General features: G+C 63.7%; 20 protein-coding genes. 9 read left to right on the forward strand and 11 right to left on the reverse strand.

Annotated elements, in window-relative coordinates; translation table 11 throughout:
- Positions 1-14: 14 nt before the first annotated feature.
- The 3 genes from AC1PPK_RS17585 to AC1PPK_RS17595 are packed head-to-tail and all read right to left on the reverse strand — an operon-like array spanning position 15 to position 3,292.
- Positions 15-1,247: an acetylornithine/succinylornithine family transaminase gene (locus AC1PPK_RS17585; RefSeq protein WP_481114304.1), complete on the reverse strand. Its 1,233-nt coding sequence runs from the start codon at positions 1,245-1,247 to the stop codon at positions 15-17.
- A complete protein-coding gene (locus AC1PPK_RS17590; protein WP_481114305.1) occupies positions 1,248-2,051 on the reverse strand; it encodes a YggS family pyridoxal phosphate-dependent enzyme in 804 nt (267 codons plus the stop codon).
- The gene (locus tag AC1PPK_RS17595) at positions 2,051-3,292 is read right to left on the reverse strand and encodes a benzoate/H(+) symporter BenE family transporter (protein WP_481114306.1); all 1,242 of its coding nucleotides are present in this window, start codon (positions 3,290-3,292) and stop codon (positions 2,051-2,053) included. Before AC1PPK_RS17595 ends, AC1PPK_RS17590 begins: the two co-directional genes overlap by 1 nt.
- A gap of 106 nt (positions 3,293-3,398) precedes the next feature.
- On the opposite strand from AC1PPK_RS17595, the gene pdxR (AC1PPK_RS17600) reads away from it, so the two are divergent.
- Positions 3,399-4,877, forward strand: coding sequence for a MocR-like pyridoxine biosynthesis transcription factor PdxR (gene pdxR, locus AC1PPK_RS17600; protein ID WP_481114307.1), 1,479 nt, complete (start codon positions 3,399-3,401; stop codon positions 4,875-4,877).
- A 50-nt stretch (positions 4,878-4,927) separates the two neighbouring features.
- On the opposite strand, the gene AC1PPK_RS17605 is transcribed toward pdxR (AC1PPK_RS17600), so the two are convergent.
- Both AC1PPK_RS17605 and AC1PPK_RS17610 read right to left on the reverse strand, forming a co-directional pair.
- Positions 4,928-5,614 (reverse strand): M24 family metallopeptidase, encoded by a 687-nt coding sequence (locus AC1PPK_RS17605; RefSeq protein WP_481114308.1) that lies wholly within the window; start codon positions 5,612-5,614, stop codon positions 4,928-4,930.
- Between the two features lie 35 nt (positions 5,615-5,649).
- Complete coding sequence (locus tag AC1PPK_RS17610; RefSeq protein WP_481114309.1) at positions 5,650-6,708, reverse strand: FAD-binding oxidoreductase; 1,059 nt, start codon at positions 6,706-6,708, stop codon at positions 5,650-5,652.
- Between the two features lie 133 nt (positions 6,709-6,841).
- Here AC1PPK_RS17610 and pdxR (AC1PPK_RS17615) point away from each other — a divergent pair, with 133 nt between their 5' ends.
- On the forward strand, positions 6,842-8,314 hold the full coding sequence (gene pdxR / locus AC1PPK_RS17615) for a MocR-like pyridoxine biosynthesis transcription factor PdxR (protein WP_481114310.1): 1,473 nt from the start codon (positions 6,842-6,844) through the stop codon (positions 8,312-8,314).
- A gap of 28 nt (positions 8,315-8,342) precedes the next feature.
- On the opposite strand, the gene AC1PPK_RS17620 is transcribed toward pdxR (AC1PPK_RS17615), so the two are convergent.
- Positions 8,343-8,681, reverse strand: a complete 339-nt coding sequence (locus AC1PPK_RS17620; RefSeq protein WP_481114311.1) for a FlxA-like family protein — start codon at positions 8,679-8,681, stop codon at positions 8,343-8,345.
- A 145-nt stretch (positions 8,682-8,826) separates the two neighbouring features.
- The gene (locus AC1PPK_RS17625; RefSeq protein ID WP_481114312.1) at positions 8,827-9,588 is read right to left on the reverse strand and encodes a slipin family protein; all 762 of its coding nucleotides are present in this window, start codon (positions 9,586-9,588) and stop codon (positions 8,827-8,829) included.
- A 422-nt stretch (positions 9,589-10,010) separates the two neighbouring features.
- Here AC1PPK_RS17625 and AC1PPK_RS17630 point away from each other — a divergent pair, with 422 nt between their 5' ends.
- The 4 genes from AC1PPK_RS17630 to AC1PPK_RS17645 all read left to right on the forward strand — a co-directional run bounded on the left by AC1PPK_RS17630 (position 10,011) and on the right by AC1PPK_RS17645 (position 15,530).
- Positions 10,011-13,331, forward strand: coding sequence for an EAL domain-containing protein (locus tag AC1PPK_RS17630; protein ID WP_481114313.1), 3,321 nt, complete (start codon positions 10,011-10,013; stop codon positions 13,329-13,331).
- Positions 13,306-13,710, forward strand: coding sequence for an ethanolamine ammonia-lyase subunit EutB (gene eutB, locus AC1PPK_RS17635; RefSeq protein ID WP_481114314.1), 405 nt, complete (start codon positions 13,306-13,308; stop codon positions 13,708-13,710). The genes AC1PPK_RS17630 and eutB overlap by 26 nt, the downstream gene beginning before the upstream one ends.
- Positions 13,711-13,782: 72 nt before the next feature.
- Positions 13,783-14,415, forward strand: coding sequence for a TetR/AcrR family transcriptional regulator (locus tag AC1PPK_RS17640; protein WP_481114315.1), 633 nt, complete (start codon positions 13,783-13,785; stop codon positions 14,413-14,415).
- A complete protein-coding gene (locus AC1PPK_RS17645; protein ID WP_481114316.1) occupies positions 14,412-15,530 on the forward strand; it encodes a methyltransferase in 1,119 nt (372 codons plus the stop codon). The genes AC1PPK_RS17640 and AC1PPK_RS17645 overlap by 4 nt, the downstream gene beginning before the upstream one ends.
- Here AC1PPK_RS17645 and dkgB read toward each other — a convergent pair whose 3' ends face one another.
- Together dkgB and AC1PPK_RS17655 are read right to left on the reverse strand one after the other, a co-directional pair.
- The gene (gene dkgB, locus AC1PPK_RS17650; RefSeq protein WP_481114317.1) at positions 15,531-16,337 is read right to left on the reverse strand and encodes a 2,5-didehydrogluconate reductase DkgB; all 807 of its coding nucleotides are present in this window, start codon (positions 16,335-16,337) and stop codon (positions 15,531-15,533) included.
- Between the two features lie 39 nt (positions 16,338-16,376).
- Positions 16,377-17,561, reverse strand: coding sequence for an MFS transporter (locus AC1PPK_RS17655; protein WP_481114318.1), 1,185 nt, complete (start codon positions 17,559-17,561; stop codon positions 16,377-16,379).
- A 106-nt stretch (positions 17,562-17,667) separates the two neighbouring features.
- On the opposite strand from AC1PPK_RS17655, the gene AC1PPK_RS17660 reads away from it, so the two are divergent.
- Positions 17,668-18,561 (forward strand): LysR substrate-binding domain-containing protein, encoded by an 894-nt coding sequence (locus AC1PPK_RS17660; protein WP_481114319.1) that lies wholly within the window; start codon positions 17,668-17,670, stop codon positions 18,559-18,561.
- 35 nt (positions 18,562-18,596) lie between these two features.
- Here AC1PPK_RS17660 and AC1PPK_RS17665 read toward each other — a convergent pair whose 3' ends face one another.
- On the reverse strand, positions 18,597-19,511 hold the full coding sequence (locus tag AC1PPK_RS17665) for a SphA family protein (protein WP_481114320.1): 915 nt from the start codon (positions 19,509-19,511) through the stop codon (positions 18,597-18,599).
- Between the two features lie 96 nt (positions 19,512-19,607).
- Positions 19,608-20,555 carry an alpha/beta hydrolase gene (locus AC1PPK_RS17670; RefSeq protein WP_481114321.1) on the reverse strand — a complete coding sequence of 316 codons (948 nt, stop codon included), beginning with the start codon at positions 20,553-20,555 and terminating at the stop codon, positions 19,608-19,610.
- Positions 20,556-20,781: 226 nt separating this feature from the next.
- Here AC1PPK_RS17670 and AC1PPK_RS17675 point away from each other — a divergent pair, with 226 nt between their 5' ends.
- Together AC1PPK_RS17675 and AC1PPK_RS17680 are read left to right on the forward strand one after the other, a co-directional pair.
- Positions 20,782-22,491 carry a sigma 54-interacting transcriptional regulator gene (locus tag AC1PPK_RS17675; protein ID WP_481114322.1) on the forward strand — a complete coding sequence of 570 codons (1,710 nt, stop codon included), beginning with the start codon at positions 20,782-20,784 and terminating at the stop codon, positions 22,489-22,491.
- Positions 22,492-22,886: 395 nt separating this feature from the next.
- A complete protein-coding gene (locus AC1PPK_RS17680) occupies positions 22,887-24,524 on the forward strand; it encodes a flavin-containing monooxygenase (protein ID WP_481114323.1) in 1,638 nt (545 codons plus the stop codon).
- The last annotated feature ends 34 nt before the right edge of the window (positions 24,525-24,558 follow it).

Genomic DNA, 24,558 nt, shown 5'->3' on the forward strand with positions numbered 1-24,558 from the left:
GATCAGCGTGGGCGTCATACCGCCGGTTCGACCGGCGCGGCGGATTTCAATGTGCTCGGCGCATTCCCCTCAGTCGTGGCCAGCAGGCGCGTAAGGCGACCGACGATGGCGTCGATCTGGGCTTCGTCACAGACCAGCGGCGGCAGCAATCTGATGACCTTGTCGCGGGTCACGGTGATGAGCAAACGCTGCTCGGCCAGGGCACGCCCAACCAGTTCCTTGCATGGCCTGTCCAGTTCGATGCCCACCATCAGGCCCTGCCCGCGGATCGCGACGACGTGCGGGTGCGTGGCGAGCGCTTTCTGCAGCCCGTTCAGCAGACGCCCACCCAGCGCAGCAGCACGCTCCGGCAGCCTGTCGCGGGCCATGATGTCGAGAACGGTGCATGCCACCCGACAGGCCAGGGGATTGCCGCCGAAAGTGGAGCCGTGCTGGCCGGGCGAGAACAGGTCGGCCGCCGCCCCACGCGCCAGGCAGGCGCCGATGGGAAAGCCGTTTCCCAACGCCTTCGCCAGCGTCATCACATCGGGCGCGATGTTCGCGTGCAGATGCCCGAACCAGGCTCCGGTGCGGCCCAGGCCTGTCTGGATCTCATCGAGCATCAGCAGCCAGCCGTGCTGGTCGCACAAGGCACGCAGTTCGCGCAGGTAGTCGGCGCTGGCGACATGAATGCCGCCTTCGCCCTGCACTGCCTCGACCAGCACCGCCACGATGTCGGGCGAATGCCCGGCCATTCGGTGCACCGCGTCGATGTCGTCATAGGGCACCCGCAAGAAACCAGGCAGCAGCGGCTCGAAGCCGTGTTGCTTGGCGGGATTGCCCGACGCGGAGAGCGTGGCGATGCTGCGGCCGTGAAAACCGTTCTCCATGACGAGGATCTTGGGTTCCGCGATCTGTCTGCGCTGGCCATGCAGTCTTGCCAGCTTGAGCGCGGCTTCGTTGGCCTCGGCGCCCGAATTGCAGAAGAAGCTCTTCTGCATTCCCGTCAGCGCGCACAAACGCTCGCCCAGCCGTTCCTGCCAGTCGATGCGGAAAACATTGGACGTATGCAACAGCAGCGCCGCCTGCTCGGCAATCACGGCCGCGATCTCCGGGTGGGCGTTGCCCAGACTGGTGACCGCGACACCGGCAATGGCGTCCAGGTACTCCACGCCGCGCTCGTCCCAGAGCTGCGCGCCGCGCCCACGTACGAAGGAAACCGGTTGGCGGGCATAGGCCCGCATCAGGTGGGATGGGGTAGTTTGCATTTAAGACTCCTCAAGTTTGGGTTCGCCGGGCCAGTAGTGGCCGTCGGGCATGGCGCGCGCACCGAAGATGGCTTGTCCGACACGTACCACGGTGGCGCCTTCCTCGATGGCGATCTCGAAGTCACCGGACATGCCCATCGACAGTTCATCCAGCCCGATTCCGGCAGGTGCGCATTGGCGCAGCCGGTCGCGCAGAGCACGCAGTCGTACGAAACACTGGCGCACCCGCTCGGCTTCGCTGGAAAACAGCGCCAGCGTCATCAGCCCACGCACGCGCAGCGCGCTGAATACCGGCAGCGCCTGGAGAAAGGCCTGAACCTCCTCGGGGGGCAGGCCGTATTTGCTCGCCTCGCCAGAGGTGTTGACCTGCACGAACACGTCGAGCCCCCGCCCTTCAATCTGCAAGCGGCGATCCAGCGCTTCCGCGACGTGCAGGCTGTCCAGTGCCTGGAACTCGGAGGCGAAACGCGCCACCAGCCTGGCCTTGTTGGTCTGCAGGTGGCCGATGACGGACCAGTGCAGGTCGGTCAGGTCCTGCATGGTTTCCCATTTGCGGCAGGCCTCCTGGGGCTTGTTCTCTCCCAGCGTCCTGCAACCCGCCGCGTACGCGAGACGCAGGCTGGGCTCGGGCTTGGTCTTGCTCACAGGCAACAGGCGCACGGATGCGGGATCGCGGCCGGCGCGGCGGCATGCGGCTTTGATCCGCGTGTGCACCGCGGCCAGATTGCGTTGAAAGTCCTCGACCGAACGGGCCTCGGGATAGCGGCCATGCAGGTCGTGACGGGTTTGCGTTGTGGATGACATCAGTTGGGCCCCGTGCCGGAGGCGCCGAAGGCAACGGCAGACTGCGGCGCACTCTGCGGCAAGCGACCGTTGAGCGTCGCGTAGGCCACGAGCCCGATCACTAGGCCCCAGAACGCACCACCAATGCCCAGCAGGGTGACGTTGGCGGCGGCCGCCAGAAAGGTGATCAGCGAGGCTTCGCGGGTCCGGGCCTCACTCAGCGCGCTGGCGAGGCTGCCACCGATGGTGCCCAGGAGCGCCAGACCGGCCAGCGTGGTGATGAAGGTGCTCGGGAAAGCCATGAAAACTGCAGCCAGGGTGACGCCGAACACACCCACCAGGATGTAGAACACCCCGGCAGCAATGCCGGCAATCCAGCGCCTGGACGGATCTTCGTGCGCTTCGCGGCCCGTGCAGATGGCCGCTGTGATGGCCGCGATATTGAAGGCGTGCGAACCGAAAGGCGCCATCAACAGCGAACCCAGCCCGGTGATGGTGACGATGGGGTTGGCGCTGGTTCGGAAGCCATCGTTGCGCAGCACCAGCATGCCGGGCATGTATTGGCCGGTCAGCGTGATCAGGAACAAGGGCAGCGCCACACTCAGCAAGGCGTTGAGTGAAAACATGGGCATGGTGAAGATCGGCGCCGCCAGTTTCAGGGTCAGCCTCGACAGATCGACGCGATCTTGCTGCAGCAGGAAGACCAGCCCCAGTACCAGGATGCCGACCACCGCGTAGCGTGGGCAGAGTCGTTTGAGCGCCACATAAGTGACGATCAACAAGCCGGCCAGCAGAGGATCGACGCTCATGCCGCCGAAGGCCTTGATGCCGAACTGGAGCAGGATGCCCGCCAGCAGACCGGCGGCAACGCCCGACGGAATCAGGCGGATGACCCGCTCGAACCAGCCCGACAGCCCCAGCACCACGAAGGCGGCGGCCGATATCAGGTAGGCGCCGACCGCTTCTGCGTAGGACGTCGTCGCCAGTGCCGTGACCAGAAATGCCGCAGCCGGCGTGGACCATGCGGTGATGATGGGCTCGCGGGATGTCCAGCTCAGAATGATCCCGGTCACGCCCACGCCGATGGAAATCGACCACACCCAGGAAGCCGTCAGTTCGGGGCCGAGACCAGCCACCTTGGCAGCCTGGAAGACCAGGATGAAGGTACCGCCATAGTTGACGATGACCGAGATCAGGCCGGCCACAATGGGATGGGCAAGATCGTTCCAACGAACGGATGAAGGCAAGAGGACGGATGACATGGCCTGACGGACCCCCGATCAAAGGGTTAAGTGAGTTGTGAAACGTGTTTATAGATTTAAAATGGATGGATATTCCCCTCCAATTTCTTGAAGAGATACCGGCCAATTGTTCAGGCATGCGCAACTCGAATCCGTCAAGGCATGGATCGGCGATCCAGCGCACGGCGCCCTGCCCTTGCATGTGCGCATTCAGCGCGCCATTCGTCAGCTCATCCTGGATGGCGCCCTCGATGTCGGCAAACCATTGCCCGCGTCGCGTGCCTTGGCAAAGTCCCTGGGTGTTTCGCGCGATACGGTCGAGTTGTCCTACGGCCAGTTGCATGCGGAAGGCTTCATCGAACGGCGCGTGGGAAGCGGCAGCTTCGTGTCGGAGCGGGCCCAGCGTTTGCCGGAACGCGGCACGCTCCTGCCAAAGGGTGAGGAGCGCAAGGCGGCACTGCGTCTCAGCTCGCGTGGCAATGCCATGTTTCAGGGCGGCGGCGTGCGAGACTTTCTGGCGCCGCGCCCATTCGCGCCCGGTGTGCCAGAGACACGCAGCTTTCCGCTGCAAATCTGGGAACGTCTGCATCGGCAGGTGCTGAAGGAATACGGCGCTCTGGCGTTGCTGCACAGCCCTCCACAGGGCATGGAACCCCTACGGAAGGCCATCGCCGATTACATCAATCTTGAACGCGGTGCCCAGGCCACGGCCGAGCGTGTGCTGGTGCTGACCAGTTCGCAGCAGGCCCTGACCTTATGCGCGAACGTGCTGCTCGATGCGGGCGACCGGATCTTTATCGAAGACCCTGTTTATCACGGTGCCCGCAAGGCGTTCGATACCGCCGGACTGGAGTGCGTGCCCGTACCGCTGGATACCGATGGCCTGCGGGTGGAACACCTGAGTGAGGCGGCCAGGGCGATATTCCTGACGCCATCGCACCAGTTCCCCACCGGAGCTGCGCTGGCACTGGATCGGCGCTTGGCGATCATCGAATGGGCCAGACAACACCAGAGCTGGATCATCGAAGACGACTATGACAGCGAGTTCCACTACGAGGGCAAACCCACCGCCTGCGTGCAGGGGCTTGACCCATACGAGCGGACGATCTACATCGGCACCTTCACTAAATCTCTTTTCCCGGGCTTGCGCATCGGCTACATGGTGCTGCCGCCACCGTTGGTGGCGCCCATGGCCGTGGCCCGCACGCTGCTGGACGGACACAGCGCACCGATTCCGCAGCTGACGCTGGCGCGTTTCATCGAAGGCGGCCACTTTGGGGCCCATGTACGCACCATGCGCGCCGTCTATGCCGAACGGCGCAACGTGCTGGCGCGGCTGGTTCGCCAGCATCTGGCTGATTTCGTGGAACCCAGGATTCCTGCCGGGGGCATGCAGATGCCTTGCGTGTTCATCCGTGACATCCCTGAGCACGAAGCGGTCGAATCCGCACGTAGGGAGGGCATCGACTTGTTGGGTCTGACGGCACTGCATGCTTCGAGCCGGCACCATGCGGGCTTTCTCATGGGGTTTGCTGCCCATGCCCCTTACGAACTGGAGATTGCCGTCAAGAAGCTGGCCAATATACTTCGTGCGCTGTGTTGCTGAGCGACATGAAGGCCACCCACCGGCTCCCGGTGAGTGGCTGGAGCCCGGAATCAGGCGAAGCAGGCGTCTTCGAGCAACAGGTCTTCGAAGAAGGCGCCGTAGGCTGCGCTCGGGTGGCGGATGTGGATCTCCAGGACCCACAGCAGTCCGGACGGGGTGAAGTCCACCTCCGCCAGCGGGCCTTCATGGATCGCCGCATGGGGGAAGTCGGCCAGGCGGTGTCCTGACAGATCCATGTTCAGTACCCACCCGCGGGCTTCCGCGCACGCCATGGCGTAAGCGTAGAGGGCCCGTCCGGTGGCGCCTTCGTCCCGCCACTTGCGACGTACTTCATGGAAGATGGCGCGGGCGTCGTCGGCGCAGCGTTGTTTGTCGGGATCGGTTCCAGTGACGAAGCTATCGCCGCCGTCGCCCTCCCAGTCCTTCCAGACGGGGCCGATATCGATGAAGAAGATATCGTCTTCACCCAGCACAACGCCCGGATCGGAGGCCGCCCCGAAGGTCTTGGTGGAGTTGCTGCCGAAGCGGACGTACACGTCGTGCCAGCCGCGCACCATTCCTTCCGCCGCCAGGATGTCACGCGCCATCTCGACGGCGTCTTCTTCAACCATGCCCGGCTTGACAGCTGCCGCTATGGTCTGGATGGCGGCCCGGGTCTTGTCCCGGACGGCCAGCAGACGTTCCGGGTCGTAGGCCGATCCGACGGCTTCCAGGCGGGATTGATCTTGGGTACTCATGGGGTTCCTTTCATCAGGATGGGGTAAAAAAAGGGTCAGTCGCAGTCCAGCTGGATGCCGTCGAGGTCCGCGCTCATGGCGAGCTGGCAGGCGAGACGGTGTCCGGGCAGGCTGTCGAGGGCATGGAGAAGCCGGGTCTCCTTGCGTGTCGGCGGCACAAGCCGTTCGCGCCAGGGAGAGCTAACCCGCACGCGGCACGTCCCGCAGGCGCCCTGCCCACCGCAGACACCGGCGAGCAGACCGGCCTGGGCCAGCGCCGGCATCAGTGGGCTTCCAGCGGTGACCGCCAGCGGGTGCGCTTCGTCGTTGCGGTGCGCATGAACCGTCAGCGCCGGACGCCCGGAGGCTGATACCGTGGGCGCGGTGGCGGGCACGAAGGCATCGGCCAGGAAGCGGGATGGCGCCAGCTCGTGCTCATCGACCAGCAACGCGCGGGCACTGGCCACCATCAGCGGCGATCCGCAGGCGTACACCGTGGCCTGGGCCAGGGATGGGCACTCGGCGGCGATGGCGTCCTGCACGAAGCCGCGCTGGCCCTGCCATGTCTCCGCGGGCTCCGCGAGGACGGGAACGAAACGGAAGCGGGCATGCTGCCGGGCCAGAGCGTCGAAGTGCGCTCGAAGGTATAAGTCGTCCACCCGGCGACCACCCCAGTAAAGGGTGATCGGCTGCTGCACGTCGGTGGCCAGGGCTTGCTCCAGCAGGGCCTTGAGGGGGGCGATGCCGGTTCCCGTGCCGAGCATGAAGACGGGTGCATGAGCGGGGCCGGAGGTCTGCCAGACGCACTCTCCATAAGGGCCGCCGAGCGTCACCAGGCTGCCGGTGCGATCGCCGCCGCTGAGCCAGGTGGAGAAGTGCCCGCCGCTCAGGAGGCGGATATGCAATTCGATGCGTCCGTCGGCCCGGCACGCACTGGCGGGGGAGTAGCTGCGCTGAACGCCATCGGGCAGACGGACGCTGACAAACTGCCCTTCCCGATAGAAAAACGGAGTGCCGTCGGCGGTGTCCAGCACGGCGCACCTGACGTCGGTCGAAAGTGGGACGATCTCCGCGAGGCGGAAGACCCGCTCGCCGGAGGGAAGGAAGACAGTCATTGCAGGGGCTCCAGATCAAACGATGAGGCGCATGCTAGGCTTGCCATGGACCCTCAAAAACATCCAGTTTTGAAAACTCTACTGGTCCAGGATCCCCCCTCCCATCCGTCACTCCGAGGTTTGTCCGGCAATCATGTTGCGTCCCTGGAAGCTGAGTCTGTCCGTCCGTCGCCGGGAGGGTCTGCCCGTTCATGTGCAGATTGCCCAGTACTTCATCGATGAAATCTGCCGCGGCCGTCTCGCCCCCGGAGCGTCCCTGCCCGGCAGTCGTGCCTTGGCCGAGGAACTGGGCATCAACCGCAAGACGGCGCAGCTGGCCTATGAGGAGCTGATTGCTCAGGGCTGGTTGCGCTCCGAAGGACGTCAGGCGACCTTCGTGGCACTGGAGTTACCGCACAGGCCGGCCATGGATTCAGCGCTGAAGTCAGACGAGACGCCAGCGCCTGGCTATGCGCTGTACGGAGAGCGCCATGAAGCCGCGCCGCAGGAGAGCGGCGGCGTGTCGTTCTCCGATGGCGTACCGGATACCCGGTTGATCCCTTTCGAAGTCCTCGGTCGTGCCTACCGGCGGGCCTTGATTGCGGCCGCACGCGCCAATCGCCTGGCCTATGGAGACCCCCGCGGCGAACCGGCATTGCGCCAGGAACTGGCGGCGATGCTGAGTGCCGAGCGGGGCTTGCAGGTAGGCCTGGACAACATCTGTGTCGTGCGCGGCAGCCAGGTGGGGATCTATCTGGCTGCCCGCCTGCTTGCCCGCAGCGGCGACCACGTGGCGGTGGATGCCTTGAGCTATCCGCCGGCCCGTGAGGCCTTTCGTGCGGCGGGCGCCCAGGTCCATGGGGTGGAGATGGATGCCTTCGGGATGCAACCGGAGGCCCTCGAACGCCTGTGCCGGCAGCAGCGCATCCGCGCCATCTACATCACCCCCCACCACCAGTTTCCAACCACGGTGCTGATGCCGGCCGAGCGGCGCATGCATATCCTGGCCCTGGCCGAACAGTTCGGCTTTGCCGTCGTCGAGGACGATTACGATCACGAGTTCCATTTCGCCCGGCGCCCGATGTTTCCGATGGCCAGCGGCGACCGCACCGGACGGGTGATCTATGTCGGCTCCCTGTCCAAGGTGCTGGCGCCCGGTTTGCGCGTGGGCTACGTCGTCGGCTCCCGGGAGGTGGTGGACCGCTGTGCCAATGAAATCCAGTGGATCGACCGCCAGGGGAATGCCGTGACCGAGCTCGCCGTTGCAGACCTGATGCACAGCGGCGAACTGCGAAGACATATTCGCCGTGCGTTGAGGGTCTATCAGGAACGCCGGCGGGTATTCGCGGAGTATGCATCGGAGCTCAAGCCATGGGCAGATTTCTGCCTGCCGGACGGTGGCCTGGCGCTCTGGCTGCGATTGGCCCCGATGCTTGACGGGGACCTGCTCCTGAGCAAGGCCCACGAGGAAGGCGTCTCCATCGCGTCCAGCCGGCCATTCGCGATTGATGGGCGGGCTGTGCCAGGACTGCGTCTGGGCTTCGGCAACCTGACGCCCAAGGCAATGGAGATGGGCGTGCGCGGTCTTGGACGTGCGTTCGCCAGGACGGCGAATAGCCGGCGCTGACGCACATGGGGGCCTTTGCCCCCGTCGCCTAGACGAACTCGTTCACGTTGGTGCCAAGGGAGCCGCTTGTCGCCTCCGCTGGAGACTGGGTGGCCGTCGTTTTACTCGTGCCTTCGGACTCCTGCTTCTTCTGGGCCTGAAGCTGAGCGATACGCGCCTCCAGCTGGGCGACTTGCTGCTGCAGCAGCTTGATCTTCTCAGCGCTCTTGCCGGAGGTGTCCTTCTGCGCGGTCTCCAGCTGCTTCTGCAACGTTTGAAGTTGCTTTTGCAGCGCCGCAATCTGTGCATCGCCACTACCACTGGTACGACTGCTGGAGCTGGAACCGGACAGGGCCGATGTGCTGGACGATATAGCAATGGATGCCATTTCAGGGCCTCATCATGTATGTTTTTCCATTTGTGTTATCGGCATAAAGCAAAGCGCATTTGAGGGGACTTGAGGTAAAAGCATGTAAAGACCAATGCCATGCATGGGCTGCTGAGGCAGCGCCGCCGGCGGGGTAATACGGGACTCACTTCTTGAGAAACGGCGCAACAACATCCATCGGCAGCGGAAAGACAATGGTGGTGTTCTTGTCGGCGCCGATCACGGTGAGCGTTTCGAGGTAGCGCAGCTGGATGGCCTGCGGTTCCTGGGCCAGGATCTTCGCCGCCTGGAACAGCTTTTCCGAGGCTTGCAGTTCGCCTTCGGCGTGGATCACCTTTGCACGCCTCTCGCGTTCTGCCTCGGCCTGCCGGGCGATGGCACGGATCATGGATTCGGTGAGGTCCACCTGCTTGATCTCGACATTGGAAACCTTGATGCCCCAGGTGTCGGTCTGCGTGTCGAGCGCTTGCTGGATGTCGAGGTTCAGTCGCTCGCGCTCGGACAGCATGTCGTCCAGCAGGTGCTTGCCCAGCACCGAACGCAACATGGTCTGCGCCAGCTGACTGGTGGCGTTCATGAAATCGACAACCTGGATGATGGCCTTTTGCGGGTCCACCACGCGGAAATAGACGACGGCGCTGACCTTGACCGATACGTTGTCCTTCGAGATGACGTCCTGCGTAGGCACTTCCAGCACGACGGTGCGCAGATCGACCCGCACGACCTGTTGAATGCCGGGAATGACGATCACCAGCCCTGGCCCCTTGACCTGCTGAAAGCGGCCCAGGATGAAGACGACGCCCCGCTCGTACTCGCGGAAGATGCGGATGGCCGAGCCAAGGAAGAGAATTGCAGCCAGAATAAGAAGCGGCGTAAAGAGTCCGACGCCGAGTGCATCCCAGAGCATTTGGAGCCTCCTGTTCTTGAGGACGGCGAACGTCGGACGCGGTTGCATCACATGACGTTACGTCAATTGATCAGATACTGATAAAAATGAAATGCCTTCCATTCATCAAGATTAGGCCACTCCGCACCTGAGCGATACGATCGTGAGGGAGATCACGGGAGCCCTGACCAGGAAACTACCAAATATTCAGCATTTCCCTTAACTTGGATCAATGTAGCTCTATTTGGTGCGTTATATTTTTTTGAATGGCTGATTCCAAAACGGAAAAAAGCGAAATGCTTGAACTCCGTCCCTGACCTCAAAGGCAGGTCCTCCGGAAATCGGCAAGCTTCAGCCATGAAGTTGCCGCACATTGAAAAAAGGGGACGAAAACGTCTCGGTCCAGTTTCGAATCCAAAGTAGCACTCGCATTTGTTGCGGCAATGCTGGTCGTGATCGCATTGGCTACCGCTACGTGGAAAATCGCCGACGATGCCGCGAAGGCGGCGGGGATGGTGGCACGCAGTGAGGAAGTCCTTCACGATCTGGCCCGCGTCAGAGGCTATTCGCTACAGATCGAGCTGACGACGCAGGGCTTCCGCTTGAGCGGGGACCCGGCCCTTCTCGTGGAACGGGACGACGCGATAACTGCGCGGGAGGCCAGCCTCGCAAGCATCCGGCAACTGACGGTCGAGAGCGTGGCGCAGCAGCAGCGCTGGATGGAATTGCGCAGGGTGCTCGATCAGCGGCTGGCCATCGCGCGGCAGGTGGAGTTGCTGCGCAAGACGCAAGGACAAGACGCGGCCAACGTCTTTGTGGCCAACGCCCCACTTCGCACGACGCGAGCCCTCACCTATCAGTTGTTGTCGGAAATGGACGCGAATGCACGCCATCATCTGGCGCAGCGCGAAGCCACCCACGCCCAGGCACGCCAGACCCTGGTGGCTGCGGGAACACTGGTTTCGACGATGCTGGCCGGCCTCCTGACCGGGACTTACCTGTTGATCCGCCGCCAGTTGCGCGCCACGGAGGCCGGCCAGCAGGCGTTGGCCGACAGCGAGGAAAGCCTTCGCACGACGCTGCATTCGATTGGCGACGCCGTGCTGGCAACCGATGCCGATGGACGGATCACGCGCATGAATCCGGTGGCCGAAAGGCTTACCGGCTGGTCGCTGGAGGACGCCAAAGGGCGTGTGGTGGAGACGGTCTTCCGCATCATCAACGAGGAAACCCGCGAACCTGCGCCAGTCCCCGTGGCGACGGTGCTCGCCACGGGCGAGATCCAGGGGCTGGCCAACCACACTGCGCTGATCGCCCTCGACGGCACCGAATGCCCGATTGCCGACAGTGCAGCCCCGATTCGCGGCACTCATGGACAGCTTTGCGGGGTCGTGCTGGTGTTTCGGGATGTCAGCGCGGAGCGCGACGCGGAGCGGATCATCCGTGAGCAGAATGCCCTGCTCGCGGCCGATGTGCGTCGGCGCACCGAGCAATGGCGCGAGAGCGAGAGCCATTTGCGCAGCGTGATCAGTGCTGTCCCCGCTCTCATTGCTTATGTGGACGCCGGACAGCGGTATGTCTATGTCAATGACCACTACCGCCAGCGCTTCGCTCCGGATCGGGAAGACATCACGGGTTGCACGGTACGGGAGATTCTCGGCGAAGACCGTTACGCCGTGGCCTGCCCCCTGATCGACAAGGTTCTGGCCGGGGAGCCCCAATCCTACGACTGGCAACCTTTTGCAGGCATCTGGCAGACCATCCAGTACGTCCCGCGGTTTCAAGCCGATGGCAGGGTCGCCGGCTACTATGTGCTCGGAACGGACATTACCGAACGCAAACGCTCTGAAGAGCGGATCCAGTCCCTCAACACCGAGCTCGGACTACGCGTACGGGAACTGGAGCACGTCGGCCGCGCCCTGCGCACCTTGAGCGCCGGCAACCGCGCGATGTTGCGGGCCTCAGAAGAGCAGAGGCTGCTCGATAGCATGTGCCGGGCCATCGTCACCGAGGGCGGCTACGGAATCGCCGTAGTGTGGTTCAAGGGCGAAAGCCCCGGCCAGGTGCTACGCCCCATGGCGGAGTGCGGCTATCCGGGCGGGATGGCGGCACTCGATGCGCTCGGCCTCAATCTATCGGACGCGGCGCAAGGACAGGGGGTTACGTCAACGGCCATCCGCAATGGCCTGGTGGGGCTCGTTCGCAACATGCAGACCGACCCGAACCATGCCGTCTGGCGGGACCGGCTTTTCGGTGCGACATCCGGCCTGGCCTGCCCCCTGCGTGTGGACGGCGAGATCATTGGCGCCCTCTCCATCTACGATCCAGAGCCCGATACCTTTGGGGAGGATGAGATCAGGCTGCTCACCGAGTCTGCCGACGATCTGGCCTTTGGCATTTCGACCCTGCGTGCACGGACCGAACAGGAGGGTGTGCGGGCGGCGATGCATCATCTGATGCGCCACGACGCGCTCACCGGGCTCCCGAATGCCATCGAATTCACTGAAGCCCTCGCGGCGGCGATCGACCGCCCCGCTTCGCCTGAACCCTTTGCAGTCCTCCAGCTCAATGTCGAGCGGCTCGGGGAAATCAACGACGCACTCGGCTCCAGCCGCGGGGATGAGATTCTGCAGGCCTTCGGACAGAGACTGCGCGAGAGCGTGCCGCCTGCTGCGCTGGTGGCACGCCTGCGCGGCGACGAATTCGCCATTCTGACGCCCGCCAAGAACGGCATGGCCGCGATGGCTTTGGCCGATACACTGGAGGCCAGCCTGTCCAGCCCCTTCCCCATCGCCGACATCGAGCTGGACGTGTCGGCCAAGATCGGCATCGCCCTGTACCCGGAGCACGGAACAACGGCCCAGGATCTACTGCGCCGAATGGGCAAGGCCCTTTATCAAGCAAAGGCCAGAGGGCTGGACCGGTGCATCTTCGAGGCGGCCCAACAACAGGATCAGACGGGACGGCTGCACATGGCCGGCGAGCTTCGTCGGGCCATCGGCAGCGGGGAGTTGCGCCTCTTCCTGCAGCCCAAGGTGGTCTTTTCCTCCGGGCGGGTCTGTGGTGCAGAAGCGCTGGTGCGTTGGCAACATCCCCGCCTTGGGTTGGTCCCCCCTGGCGTATTCATTGGCCTGGCCGAGCAGACGGGGCTGATCAAACCCCTGACTGAGTGGGTGATCCTTGCGGCACTCGATTTGTTGCATGGCTGGCAAGCGCAGGGACACGCCCTGCCCATTGCCATCAATCTTTCTGCACGGAATTTCCGCGACGACCAGCTGTTCAGCAAGTGCCGCGGCTGGCTGGCGGAACGTGGCGTAGCGCGCGGCTTGCTCGAGGCGGAGATCACCGAAAGTACCGTGATGGAAGATGCCGAGTATGCATTACGTGTCTTGCACGACCTGCGTAACGAAGGCATCCCGCTTTATGTGGATGATTTTGGCACGGGGTACTCATCGCTGAGCTACATGCAGAAGCTCCCGGTCGACTTCATCAAGATCGACCAGTCCTTCGTGGCAAGCATGCCGGGCAACCGGGATTCCGCCGCAATCGTGCGCTCCACCATCGATCTGGTCCATGACCTCGGCTGCGAGACCGTTGCCGAAGGTGTGGAAACCCGGGAGCACTGGGACATGCTGGCAGCACTCGGCTGCGATATCGCCCAGGGCTATTTCATCGCCAGGCCCATGCCGGCGGAAGAGTTTCCGCGGTGGGTGAAAGAGTACCGGGCCCCGCCTCCCGTTGTTCCGGATCGATCTGCTGAGTGAGCGGAAGCATGGTCAGCGCAGCTTCAGGACGCCGTTGAGGCGGACGAATCTGGCGGTCGGCGACTTCCGCAACTCGCTGCTGTCCGCCCTGGCGACGGAGGACACGCTGGCCGGCGTCGCCTCTGGCCTGACGCCGGAGATGGCGGCAGCGGTGTCGAAGATCATGCGCATTCAGGATCTCATCCTGGTGGCCAGGAAGTGCCACGTCGTCACCGCCGTCGGCTTGCCCGGCAAGCGGTACACACGCCTGCAGCCCAACCACCCGACGGATGACCCGGCGGGCGTGTCGGCGAGCGTCGTGGACATGCTGCTGACGCTGCTTGCACTGGCTGACGTCTGCACGCATATCCGCACAATTCAATCATCCCCGCAAAATTGATTGACGAAAGTTGGCGGAGGCAGTTCATGACGGGTGATAGCCTTGCCGGCATCGAAATCACCCGAGCCGATCATGAAAAATCCGCGGGCTGCCGAACCCGTCCGGGAGCGCCTGGTCAAGGCCGCGCTGGACTGCTTTCTCGCCGACGACTACCACCGCGTCAGCACCCGGCGCATCGCAGAGCAAGCCGGCGCCAACGTGTCGATGATCCGTTACTACTTCGGCAGCAAGGAGGGCCTCTACGAGGAGATGATCCGCGAGACCCTCGGCCCGCTGCTGGACGTCCTCGACGGGCCGATGCTCGCCTCGACCGATGGCTTCCGGGACTTCCTGAACCTGTATTACCAGACCATCTCGGCGCACCCGGAATTTCCGAAGCTGATCCTCAAGGTGCTGGCCCTCCATCAAGGACCGGGCCGCCGCTTCATCCAGCAACTGCTCGAACGCGGACGCACCCGCGGCGCGCGCAAGGTGGAGGATCTGAAGAGCCACGGCCAGATCGCGCCGGGCATCGATCCCGACATCCTGCGCCTGTCCTTCGTCAGCCTGGCCATGACGCCGATGCTGCTCAAGGACATCTTCGAGGAGCAGATGGAACGGCCCATGGACGCAGCCTTCCTGAGCCACCTCGCCGACTTCAACGGCCGTCTGTTCGCCGCCGGCCTGGCCCCGGCCGGTGCCGACACCACAGGAGACGAAGCATGAGCTTCCAGATGAACGCAGGCGCGGTGCGCCGCTTTGCCAGGGCCATGAAGTTCGGTGCCTGGCTCCAGGCCATCCCCAACAAGCTGACGCCCGCCCCTTTCCGGCTGGTGCAGATGGGCAGTGCCTTCTGGCAGTCGCGGGCGCTGTTCGTCGCGGCACAGCTGGATGTGGCCACCTTTCTGGGCGCGCAAACCTTGAGTGCCCGGGAGCTTGCCGACCAGATCGGCACCGACGGCGATGCCCTCGGGCGCCTGCTGCGCTTGCTGGCGGCCATGGGTGTCTTCGAAGAAATGGCGCCGATGGTCTTCCGAAACAACACGCTCTCCAACTGCCTCCGTCGCGACGATGCCCGCAGCGTGCGCGCGATGATCCTGATGCACAACTCGGAGACCATGAGCCGCCCCTGGTTCGAGCAACTTGAAGCTGGCATTCGCAGCGGCACGCCGCCGTTCCGGCTGAGCCACGGGGAAGACCTTTTCGACTACCTGGATCACCACGCGGACTTCGACCGGTCTTTCGCGGCAGCCATGGACAGCGTCGAAGCCCTGGCCGGCGATGGCTTCGCCACCGACATGGACTGGAGCCGCTTCGAGCGCCTCATCGATGTCGGCGGTGCCCGCGGCAGCAAGGCCCTCGCGATCATGAGGCGCCATCCCAAGCTGTCGGCACTGGTCGTGGATCGCCGTCAGGTCGTGGAGGAAGCCAAAAGCTACTGGGCGCAACATCGCACCGACGGCGTCGAACGCCTGCGCTTCCAGGCCGGCGACCTGTTCAGCACGCTACCCACGGCAAACGGCCCGCGGGATATCTACTTGCTCTCCGCCGTCCTCCACGGTTTCGGCGACGAGGCGTGCATCCAAGCCTTCGGCAACCTCCGCAAGGCCATCGGGAGCAGCGGCGCCCGTGTCGCGGTGCTGGAAATGATCATGCCGGACAGCAAGGCCGATCTTGCCAGGGCATCCTTCGACATGCAGATGTTCGTCGGCTCGCGCGGGCGGGAACGTACGCTGGCGGAATGGAAAGCCCTCATCCACAGCGCCGGCATGGCGCTCGAGGAGGTCATCGGCCTCCGCTCCCTCGGCAGCATCCTGCTCCTGAATGCCGGCGAACCTTAACTACGCGTCCCAGACCGGAGCCAGGCCCTCTGGATCGACCAGACGGCTTCCCCGGTCGAGAGCGTCGATGGCCGCGAGCGCATCCGCCGGCAGGTGCAGATGGGTGGCCCGCAGGTTGCCGGCCAGATTCTCCAGCTTCGTCGACGAGGGTATGACCGCGTAACCCTTGGCCAGCGCCCAGGCCAGCACCACCTGGGCCGCGGTGCTACTGAGGCGCTCGGCTATTCCCTGCACCACCGGGTCTTCCAGCACCTTGCCGTAGCCGAGGGTCATGTAGGACGTAATCTGGATGCCGGCCTCAGCGAGGAAGGCGGTCAGCGCACGGTTCTGCAGATGCGGGCTCAGTTCGATCTGGTTGGTGGCGAGCTCGCCGGGGCCGAGAATCTCGATGGCCCGCCGGGTCAGCGCGATGTTGAAGTTGGACACGCCGATCTGTCGGGTAAGCCCAAGCTCCTTCGCCTCGGCCAGCGCCGTCAGGTATTCCTCCGGCGGCACCGGATTTCCCGGCGCCGGCCAGTGGATCAGCGTCAGGTCCACGGCGTCGGTGCGCAGTTTGTCGAGGCTCTCGCGCAGGCTGGGCAGCAGCTTGTGGCGGGCGTAGTTGTCGGTCCAGATCTTGGTGGTCAGGAACAGCGCGTCGCGGGGCACGCCGGATTGGGCGATGGCCTGGCCGACCTCGGCCTCGTTGGCATAGATCTGCGCGGTGTCGATCGCACGGTAGCCGAGTTCGAGTGCCTGCGTGACGGAGTCGATGACGATCTGGCCCTGCAGGCGAAAGGTGCCGAGGCCGAAGGCGGGAATACGCATGGAAGTTCCTTTCATGGTGCGAACTGGGATCAGATTCGGTCAGACGGCGGCTTGCGGCGACACGCCGTCGAGCCGGTCGAGGGAGCCTGACCAAGTGGTCAGGCCGAGGGCGACGAGCACGATCAGCGCGCCGATCCACGGGGTGGCCATGATTCCGAGCTGGGCGACGATGTGGCCGCCGGCCCAGGCACCGAACGCAATGCCGACGTTGAAGGCGGCGATGTTCAGCCCGGAGGCCACATCGACGGCATGGGGCGTCGCCCGCTCCGCCTGTTGCACCACGTAGAGCTGCAGCCCAGCGACATTGCCGAAGGCGACTGCGCCCCACAGCAGCACGGTGAGCACGACCAGCCACTTCGATGCGGCAGTGACGGCGAGCAGCAGCAGGACTCCGACCAGCCCGGCGAAGATGATCTGCAGCGCGCGTACCGGGCCCTTGCGGTCGGCCAGCTTGCCGCCCCAGACGTTGCCGACTGCTACCGACAGGCCGTAGATGAGCATCAGCACGCCCGTCGCCGAAGCCTGGAAGCCGCTGATCTGTTCGAGCATTGGCGCCAGGTAGGTGAAGGCGGTGAACGAGCCGCCGTAGCCAAGCGCGGTCATCGCATAGACGAGCAGCAGGCGCGGCTTGCCGAGCACCGCGAACTGGCTGAGCAGCGACGCGGGCGCCGAGCGTGCGATGTCGCCGGGCACCAGCAGCAAGCTGCCGACAAAGGCGACGACCCCGAGCCCGGAGACCGCAAGGAAGGTCGCTTGCCAGCCGAAGGTCTGGCCGATGAAGGTGCCAAGCGGCACGCCGGTGACGAGGGCGACGGTCAGGCCGGAGAACATCTGCGCAATCGCCGTGGCGGCCTTCTCCTTGGGGACCAGGCCGGTGGCGATGGTCGAGCCGATGGAGAAGAAGACGCCGTGCGCCAGCCCGGTGAGTACGCGGGCAATGATCAGCGCCTCGTAACCGGGCGCCCGCCAGGCCACCAGGTTGCCGATGGTGAACAGGGCCATCAGGCCGAGCAGCAGCATCTTGCGGGGCACGCGGCCGGTCAGCGCGGTCAGCACCGGCGCACCGACGGCGACGCCGAGCGCATACAGACTGACCAGCAGGCCGGCGGACGGGAGCGACACGTCGAGGCTCGCGGCGATGGTCGGGATCAGGCCGACGATGACGAATTCGGTGGTGCCGATGGCAAAGGCGCTCAGCGTGAGCGCCCAGAGGGCAAGGGGCATGGCGGACTCCTGAAGCAATTTCGGGTTGGGGAGCCCGCATTGTCTTTGCTTGCCAAGCCGGGAAAAATGCGTCAGAAAGCCAATATCTTTTGACTTTGAATCAACAATGCTCGCAACCGAGACCCTGCAAGCCTTCGTCGCCGTCATCGAGGAAGGCTCCTTCTCCGCCGCCGCCGAACGCCTGAAGCTGACGCCCTCCGGCATCAGCCGCAGCATCGGCAAGCTCGAGAAGCAGCTCGGCGTGCGCCTGATCACCCGCACGACACGCCGGCTCGACCTTACCGACGAGGGCCGCTGGTTCCTCGACAGCGCGCGCGACATCCTCGGCCGCCTGGAGGCCACGGCACTGACGCTGCAATCGGCCGCCGAGCACCCTTCCGGGCTGCTGCGCATCAATGCCGCCACGCCGGTGTTCAACCACGTGCTGGCGCCGCTGCTGCCCGAGTTCTGCCGCCGCTATCCGCGCATCCGGCTCGAACTGACGTCCGGCGAAACCATCGTCGATCTGATCGAACAGCGCGCCGACGTGGCGCTGCGTGTCGGCCAGTTGCAGGATTCGACGCTCAACGCCCGGCTGCTGCTGGAGAGCCGTTTGCGCCTTGTGGCGGCGCCCGATTACCTGGCACGCCGTGGCCGGCTGCAGCATGTGGACGAACTGGCGACGCACACGCTGCTCGGTTTCACCCAACCCTCGTCGCTGAATCTGTGGCCATTGCAACACGCCGGCGCCGACGGCTACCCGATCGAACCGACCATCGCCGCCTCCAACGGCGAGACGCTGGCCTTCCTGGCGCGCACCGGCAACGGCATTGCCTGCCTGTCCGATTTTCTGGTCCGCGACGATCTCAGCGCGGGCAGCCTCGTCGAGGTTCTGCCCGACGCCGTACTGCCATGGAAACAACCCGTCTGGGCGGTGTTCTACCGCCAGGGTTTCCTGGCGGCACGGGTCGCGCATTTCGTGGATTATCTGGCTGCGCAGCTGCGCGGGCACGCCCGCTAGCGTGATCTGCAACCGCACGGAACCCGGAAGGGATTTCAGATCGGCGTGGAGAATTGCACCCAGAACGAATTCCCCTTGGGCCCGTTCTCCACATCCACTTCGTGCAATGCCTTGAAGACAATGCCGCTCGCCTTATCGAAAGCGTAGAAGACCTGCGGACCGAGCCCAAGCTTCTTCAACCGGTTTCCGCCGGCAACAGTGCCGGCCTCGGCGCGGTCGTCGGAGAACTGGTAGGTGTGGTAGCCGGCCAGGGACAGCTGCAGTTGCGGCATGGACGCCGGCCGATAGCCGACGCTGAAATCCGTGTTCAGCACATTGCCGGAATGATAGCCGGTCGCCTTGTTGCGTTCATTGAAGGACAGCGTGGGCGACAGGGAAAGCTCCCACGCCGGCGTAATGAACCACGTGAGGCCGAATTCCTGCACGCAGGATCGGTAATTGCTGGTGGTATTCGCCAGGCCATTACGGTCGAAATTGCCGAGCGGGACGAATCCGCTGAAACCGGTCAGCAGATGCAGCGACGGCGAAGGGGAATAGGTCAGATATAGCGGCGTGAGATAAACCTGGTTGAATCCGGTGGCGTCGTCCTGCATGCCGCCGATTTGCAATTTGGTGTAATCCGCCGATGGAATCATGCCACTGCTGAAACGCACGCCGCTGTCGGTCTGGTAATCCCAGGTATGGACGAAGCGGAAGGCCTGCGCGTATTGCGTCAGCTTGAAGCCGGGAAGGATCGACTTTCCGCCGCCATCCACGAAACGGTTCGCGCTATAGCGCACCGTATAGCTGTAGAACTGCGTATTGCCGGGGGGCGGCAGCAGCGCGGGAAGAATGGTATTGACGCCGAGGGGCCAGTTCGTCGCGCCGTTTTCAGTGGCGGCCGCGTCGCGCGAACCGATGCTCAATCCCAGCGCCAGCGCGGCGCTGCAAAGCGTGAGGTGCTTTTTCATTCTGTTGTCTCCGTTTTTTTGGGGGCGTACGGGGCCACGGCAAACGCCTGAAGCTGGCGCGTGCCGCCCTGCCCTGCTCTGTCGATGGGGCTGCTTTTACGAGTGCGCCAGCGTGCTGGCGAGGACGCGGTCGATTTCGTCGGCGATCAGGCGGATGGCCTCGGCACTGGCCGGCAGCACGTTGATCATGGTGGCGAAGATATGCATCTGCCCCGCAAAGCGGCGGTGGGTCACCGGCACGCCGGCCGCCACCAGCTTCGCCGCGTAAGCATCGGCATCGCTATTGAGCACATCCATTTCCGCCCCGATGATCAGCGTGGGGGGAAGCTTGGAGACGTCCGCTTCATGGAGCGGCGAAGCATCCGGCTGATTACGCAGGGTCGTATCGGGCAGGTAATGGCTCCAGAACCAGGCCATGTCTTCCCGCGATAGCAACAACTGGAAATCGGGGTTGAGATGGCTGTCGGTATCGAGCCGGGCCTGGGTCACGGGATACAGCAACACCTGCATCGCAAGCTCGGGGCCCTGCCCCCGCGCGGCACGATTGGCGAGCACCGCGGCGAGATTGCCGCCGGCGCTGTCACCCGACACGATGAGCGGCAGGGATGCCTGGCCAAACAGCCGGCTACGGGCTTCGGCAATCCAGTTCAATGCGGCCTGGCAGTCATCCAGCGCAGCAGGAAACGGATGCTCCGGCGCAAGACGGTATTCGACGAGCACGACGGCGCAGCGCGACTGCGCCGCAAGCGTGCGCCCGAAGGCATCGTAATCGTCGATGGACAGCGTCACCCAGCCGCCGCCGTGGCAATGGAGAATCACACCGCAGATGTCGTCGGACGGAATCAGCACGCGCACTCTGCAATGGCAGCCCGGTAGCGGCAGCATTTCCTCCACGACCCTGTGCATTGACGGCCCACTGCCATAGGCGGGCCGGAAGCCGGCCAGGAAGCGCCTGGCCTCGTCCGGACTCATCTGGTGAAACGGCTTGGCACCCATTTCTATTAGTTGTTGCAGAAGCTGTATCGATGCGTGATCGAGTGGCATTGTTCTTGTCTCCTTTGGTGATGTGCAAAGCACCCATGCCCATCAGCAACGGCCATGCCACTGGACCCCAATGAAAGCAAAAAGCTATATTGATCATGCAATAACGGGATTTGATGCAATGTATCGAGAAAGGGCTTCCCTTGCGCCACCACGGTGTGGGTTTTGAGAATTTGATGAAGTCGATTCATGAATTGATGAAGCGGGCCTCGGCAGAAAGGCGTGATCAGTGAGCAAGAGTGGTAGCCCCCAGTACCCATCGGATGCCGACCTGTTGTCCCAGGTCCGTTTCGACCCGCCCCACGGCAAAGTGTGGTTCAACGAACAGCGCATGCTCCTGTTTCACGCATCGGGCATGGGCCTTCTGCGCAAGGAGCTCATCGAAACGCTGGGCCTGGAACGGGCGCGCGGGCTGCTGATGCGTTTCGGCTTCCACGCCGGCTTCAAGGATGCAGCGCTCGCCCGCAAGCTGCGGCCGGAGATCACCACAGCCGATGCCTTCCTGGTCGGACCGCAACTGGCCTGCATCAAGGGGCTGGTGCAGGTCGAACCACTGGAACTGTCTTTCGACCTGTCCTCCGGGGCCTTCATCGGCCGCTTCGAATGGACGGAATCCTACGAGGCCGAGGCCCATCAGCTGCAGTTCGGGCTGGCGGCAGAACCAGTGTGCTGGACCTTGATCGGCTACTCCAGCGGCTTCACCAGCTATTACATGGGCCGCAAGATCCTCTTCAAGGAGGAGACCTGCGCGGGCTGTGGCGCTGCCCACTGCCGCATCATCGGCAAGCCCGCGGAGGAATGGGACGACCGCGCGGAGCTGGAGAAATTCTATGAACCCGATTCGGTGGCGGAGGAGCTGCTCGCCCTGCGCACCCAGGTTTCCGAGCTGCAGGAAACGGTCCGTGCGGCGCGCTCCTCGCCAACCGACTCGGTCAGCTTCATCGGGCGTTCGACTGGCTTCCTGAAAGCAAAGGATCTCATCGAGCGAGGTGCGAAAAGCCGCGCGTCGGTCCTGCTGCTTGGCGAAACCGGCGTCGGCAAGGAGGTGTTCGCCCGCAGCCTGCACGCACTGTCGGATCGGTCTGCACAGCCCTTCGTGGCGGTGAACTGCGCGTCGATTCCGTCGGACCTCATCGCGTCGGAGCTCTTTGGCGTCGAACGGGGTGCGTTCACCGGGGCCAACGTCAGCCGCGAGGGTAAGTTCGAACGCGCGGATGGCGGCACGATCTTCCTCGACGAAGTGGTGGAGCTGACCCCCGGCGCCCAGGCCGCCTTGTTGCGGGTGCTGCAGGAGGGCGAACTGGAACGGGTCGGCGGTACCTTCGTGCGCAAGATCGACGTGCGGGTCGTCGCGGCCACCAACGAAGACCTGCAGGAGGCCGTGAAAAAGGGGAGATTCCGCGCCGATCTATTCTATCGGCTCAATGTATATCCGGTGTCGATCCCGCCGCTGCGGGAGCGTGCAGAAGACATTCCCTTGCTGGCCCGGCACTTCCTCGGCAAGTTCCACGCGCTGTACAAGAAGACCACGCTGGGCATTTCGGACCGGGCCCTGCGGGCACTGAAGAATTACGCCTGGCCCGGCAACATCCGGGAACTCGAGAACATGATCGAGCGCGGCGTGATCCTGACCGACCATAACCGCAGCATCGACATCGACTCCCTGTTCGCCTCCCCGCCCGATGAAGATGCCGGCCATACCCTTGTTTCGCAGACCGGGGCTCTCAAGCTGGACAGCAAACGCCCCCCTGCACGATCGCTCTACGACGAGCTGAGCGTCAGACTGCTGAACGAAGGCTTTTCCATCTCCGATTTCGAGTCCGCGATCACCCGTAACGCCATGGCCCTGGCCAACGACAATGTAACGCAAGCGGCCCGCCTGATCGGCATGACCCGGGCCCAGCTCGCCTATCGACTGGAAAAAATCAAAGGGGAATAGAAAGCGCAAGCGGGCTCGCCCGCCCCACACACCAATCCTCCAGCCGTCGCGCCCCCGGAAATACAGCATTTGTTCTGTGCGTCCCGGGCGCGCGTCACGTCCAGCTCCCACAACAAATTTCTCCCTGATTGGCGATTTCAGAATTTCATGAAATCGCTTGATGATTTTATGAATCGACACACAGTCAGATCGTCGATCCTTATTCATCCATTTTTATTCAAGCCCCTGTTTTGTCTTGCCTATTTTTCTTTGGCACAGGCTTTGCTGATTAGCCTTGCGAGCATCTGATGCCCCCGCTGCAGGCAGTGGATCGGAATTCAGGCATTCCCCCCTTTCCGCTCCGGCAATTCCGATCGCCTGCATAAATACATATCGACAAGACAGGAGACAAAACCATGACGCAAGCCCTCCCTGAAAACCGGGCCCCTTCCTTTGCCGACGCGGTTGTCGTAGGCGCCGGCTTCGCCGGGCTTTACATGCTGCATCTGCTCAGGGACACCCTGAAGCTGAAGGCGCGGGTATTCGAAAGTGCAGATGGTGTTGGAGGGACCTGGTATTGGAATCGTTACCCGGGCGCGCGTTGCGACATCCCCAGCCACCACTATTCCTTCTCGTTTTCTCCAGAGCTCGAGCAGGAATGGACGTGGTCCGAGAAATACGCCGCCCAGCCAGAAATTCTCGAGTATCTGGAATTCGTGGCGCGGAAATTCGACCTGAACAAGGACATCACATTCAATACCCGCGTGAAGTCCGCGCATTTCGACGACGGGAAGCAGCGCTGGATCGTCACGACGGATAGCGGCGAAACCGTGATTGCGCGCTTCTTCATTCCCGCCGTCGGGACCTTGTCGGACGCGAACATCCCCCAATTCAAGGGCCACGGCAGCTTCGAGGGGCAGATGCTGTTCACCGGCAAATGGCCCAGGGAGGGCGTCAATTTTGCAGGCAAGCGCGTCGGCATCATCGGGACCGGTGCCACCGCCATGCAGGCCATCCCGGTGATCGCCGAACAGGCCGCGCATCTGACCGTTTTCCAGCGCACGCCCAATTACGGCACGCCGCTGCGTAATGAACCGATGAATCCCGTGGTGGACCGTGAAGTCAAACAGCGCTATCGCACGCTCCGTCAGCAGGCCTGGGACTCCTTCGCCGGCGTGCCCTTCGAGCGCCTGAAGCCCTCGGCAGTCGCCGACAGCCCCGAGGCGCGGCGCCAGCAGTACGAGGCCTGCTGGGAAGACGGCGGCTTCAGCCTGTGGATCGGCTGCTACGGTGACACTCTGTTCGACCCGACGGCCAACAGATACGCCGCCGACTTCGTACGTGAAAAGATCCGCTCGCGGGTCAAGGATCCGGCGGTAGCCGAGCTGCTCTGCCCGCCCGAGAGCCAGGCCTACGGCACCAAGCGCCAGCCCTGCGAAACCAATTACTTCGAGACCTACAACCGGGACAACGTGCAGCTGATCGACATCCGGAAGAACGTCATCGAGGAGATTCTCCCCACCGGACTCCGGACCGCCGACGCCGAATACCAGTTCGACATCCTGATCTACGCCACCGGCTTCGATGCCTTCACCGGTGCGATGTTCAAGATGGATATCCGCGGCGAAGGCGGCAAGTCCCTGAAGGATTACTGGTCGGCGGGCCCTCGCACCCTGTACGGCCTCGGCGCCCACGGCTTCCCCAACATGTTCTTCATCACCGGCCCGCAAAGCCCGTCGGTGCTGTTCAACATGCCGCTGGGCATCGAGATGCACTGCGAGTGGATCGCCAGCTGCATCACCTACATGGACCAGCACGGCTACACGGCGATCAGCGCGAACACGGCGGAAGAAGATCGCTGGATCCGGCACACCAAGGAACTGGCGGATGCGACCCTGCTGCCCGAAGCCACCTCTTGGTACCTGGGTGCCAACATCCCTGGCAAGCCGCGCGTGTTCATGGTGTATCTGGGCGGCGGCAAGCACTACAAGGAGGTGATCAGCCGCAGTGCCGCGGAAGGCTATGCGGGCTTCACGCTGAAACCAGCGCGCTGATCCCCCTTCGGCCGCCGCCAAACCTTCAGTCAGT

The sequence above is a fragment of the Zoogloea sp. JDB1 genome, assembly GCF_056724025.1.

Coding starts and splice junctions, on each gene's coding strand:
- dkgB (WP_481114317.1), bottom strand. CDS start 16,337: ATGCGTATTCCCGCCTTCGGCCTCGGCACCTTTCGCCTGCAGGGCCAG.
- AC1PPK_RS17625 (WP_481114312.1), bottom strand. CDS start 9,588: ATGCTCTGGGATGCACTCGGCGTCGGACTCTTTACGCCGCTTCTTATT.
- AC1PPK_RS17620 (WP_481114311.1), bottom strand. CDS start 8,681: ATGGCATCCATTGCTATATCGTCCAGCACATCGGCCCTGTCCGGTTCC.
- AC1PPK_RS17680 (WP_481114323.1), top strand. CDS start 22,887: ATGACGCAAGCCCTCCCTGAAAACCGGGCCCCTTCCTTTGCCGACGCG.
- AC1PPK_RS17605 (WP_481114308.1), bottom strand. CDS start 5,614: ATGAGTACCCAAGATCAATCCCGCCTGGAAGCCGTCGGATCGGCCTAC.
- AC1PPK_RS17590 (WP_481114305.1), bottom strand. CDS start 2,051: ATGTCATCCACAACGCAAACCCGTCACGACCTGCATGGCCGCTATCCC.
- AC1PPK_RS17640 (WP_481114315.1), top strand. CDS start 13,783: ATGAAAAATCCGCGGGCTGCCGAACCCGTCCGGGAGCGCCTGGTCAAG.
- AC1PPK_RS17670 (WP_481114321.1), bottom strand. CDS start 20,555: ATGCCACTCGATCACGCATCGATACAGCTTCTGCAACAACTAATAGAA.
- AC1PPK_RS17665 (WP_481114320.1), bottom strand. CDS start 19,511: ATGAAAAAGCACCTCACGCTTTGCAGCGCCGCGCTGGCGCTGGGATTG.
- AC1PPK_RS17595 (WP_481114306.1), bottom strand. CDS start 3,292: ATGTCATCCGTCCTCTTGCCTTCATCCGTTCGTTGGAACGATCTTGCC.
- pdxR (WP_481114310.1), top strand. CDS start 6,842: ATGTTGCGTCCCTGGAAGCTGAGTCTGTCCGTCCGTCGCCGGGAGGGT.
- AC1PPK_RS17585 (WP_481114304.1), bottom strand. CDS start 1,247: ATGCAAACTACCCCATCCCACCTGATGCGGGCCTATGCCCGCCAACCG.
- AC1PPK_RS17610 (WP_481114309.1), bottom strand. CDS start 6,708: ATGACTGTCTTCCTTCCCTCCGGCGAGCGGGTCTTCCGCCTCGCGGAG.
- AC1PPK_RS17655 (WP_481114318.1), bottom strand. CDS start 17,561: ATGCCCCTTGCCCTCTGGGCGCTCACGCTGAGCGCCTTTGCCATCGGC.
- AC1PPK_RS17645 (WP_481114316.1), top strand. CDS start 14,412: ATGAGCTTCCAGATGAACGCAGGCGCGGTGCGCCGCTTTGCCAGGGCC.
- AC1PPK_RS17630 (WP_481114313.1), top strand. CDS start 10,011: ATGCTGGTCGTGATCGCATTGGCTACCGCTACGTGGAAAATCGCCGAC.
- AC1PPK_RS17660 (WP_481114319.1), top strand. CDS start 17,668: ATGCTCGCAACCGAGACCCTGCAAGCCTTCGTCGCCGTCATCGAGGAA.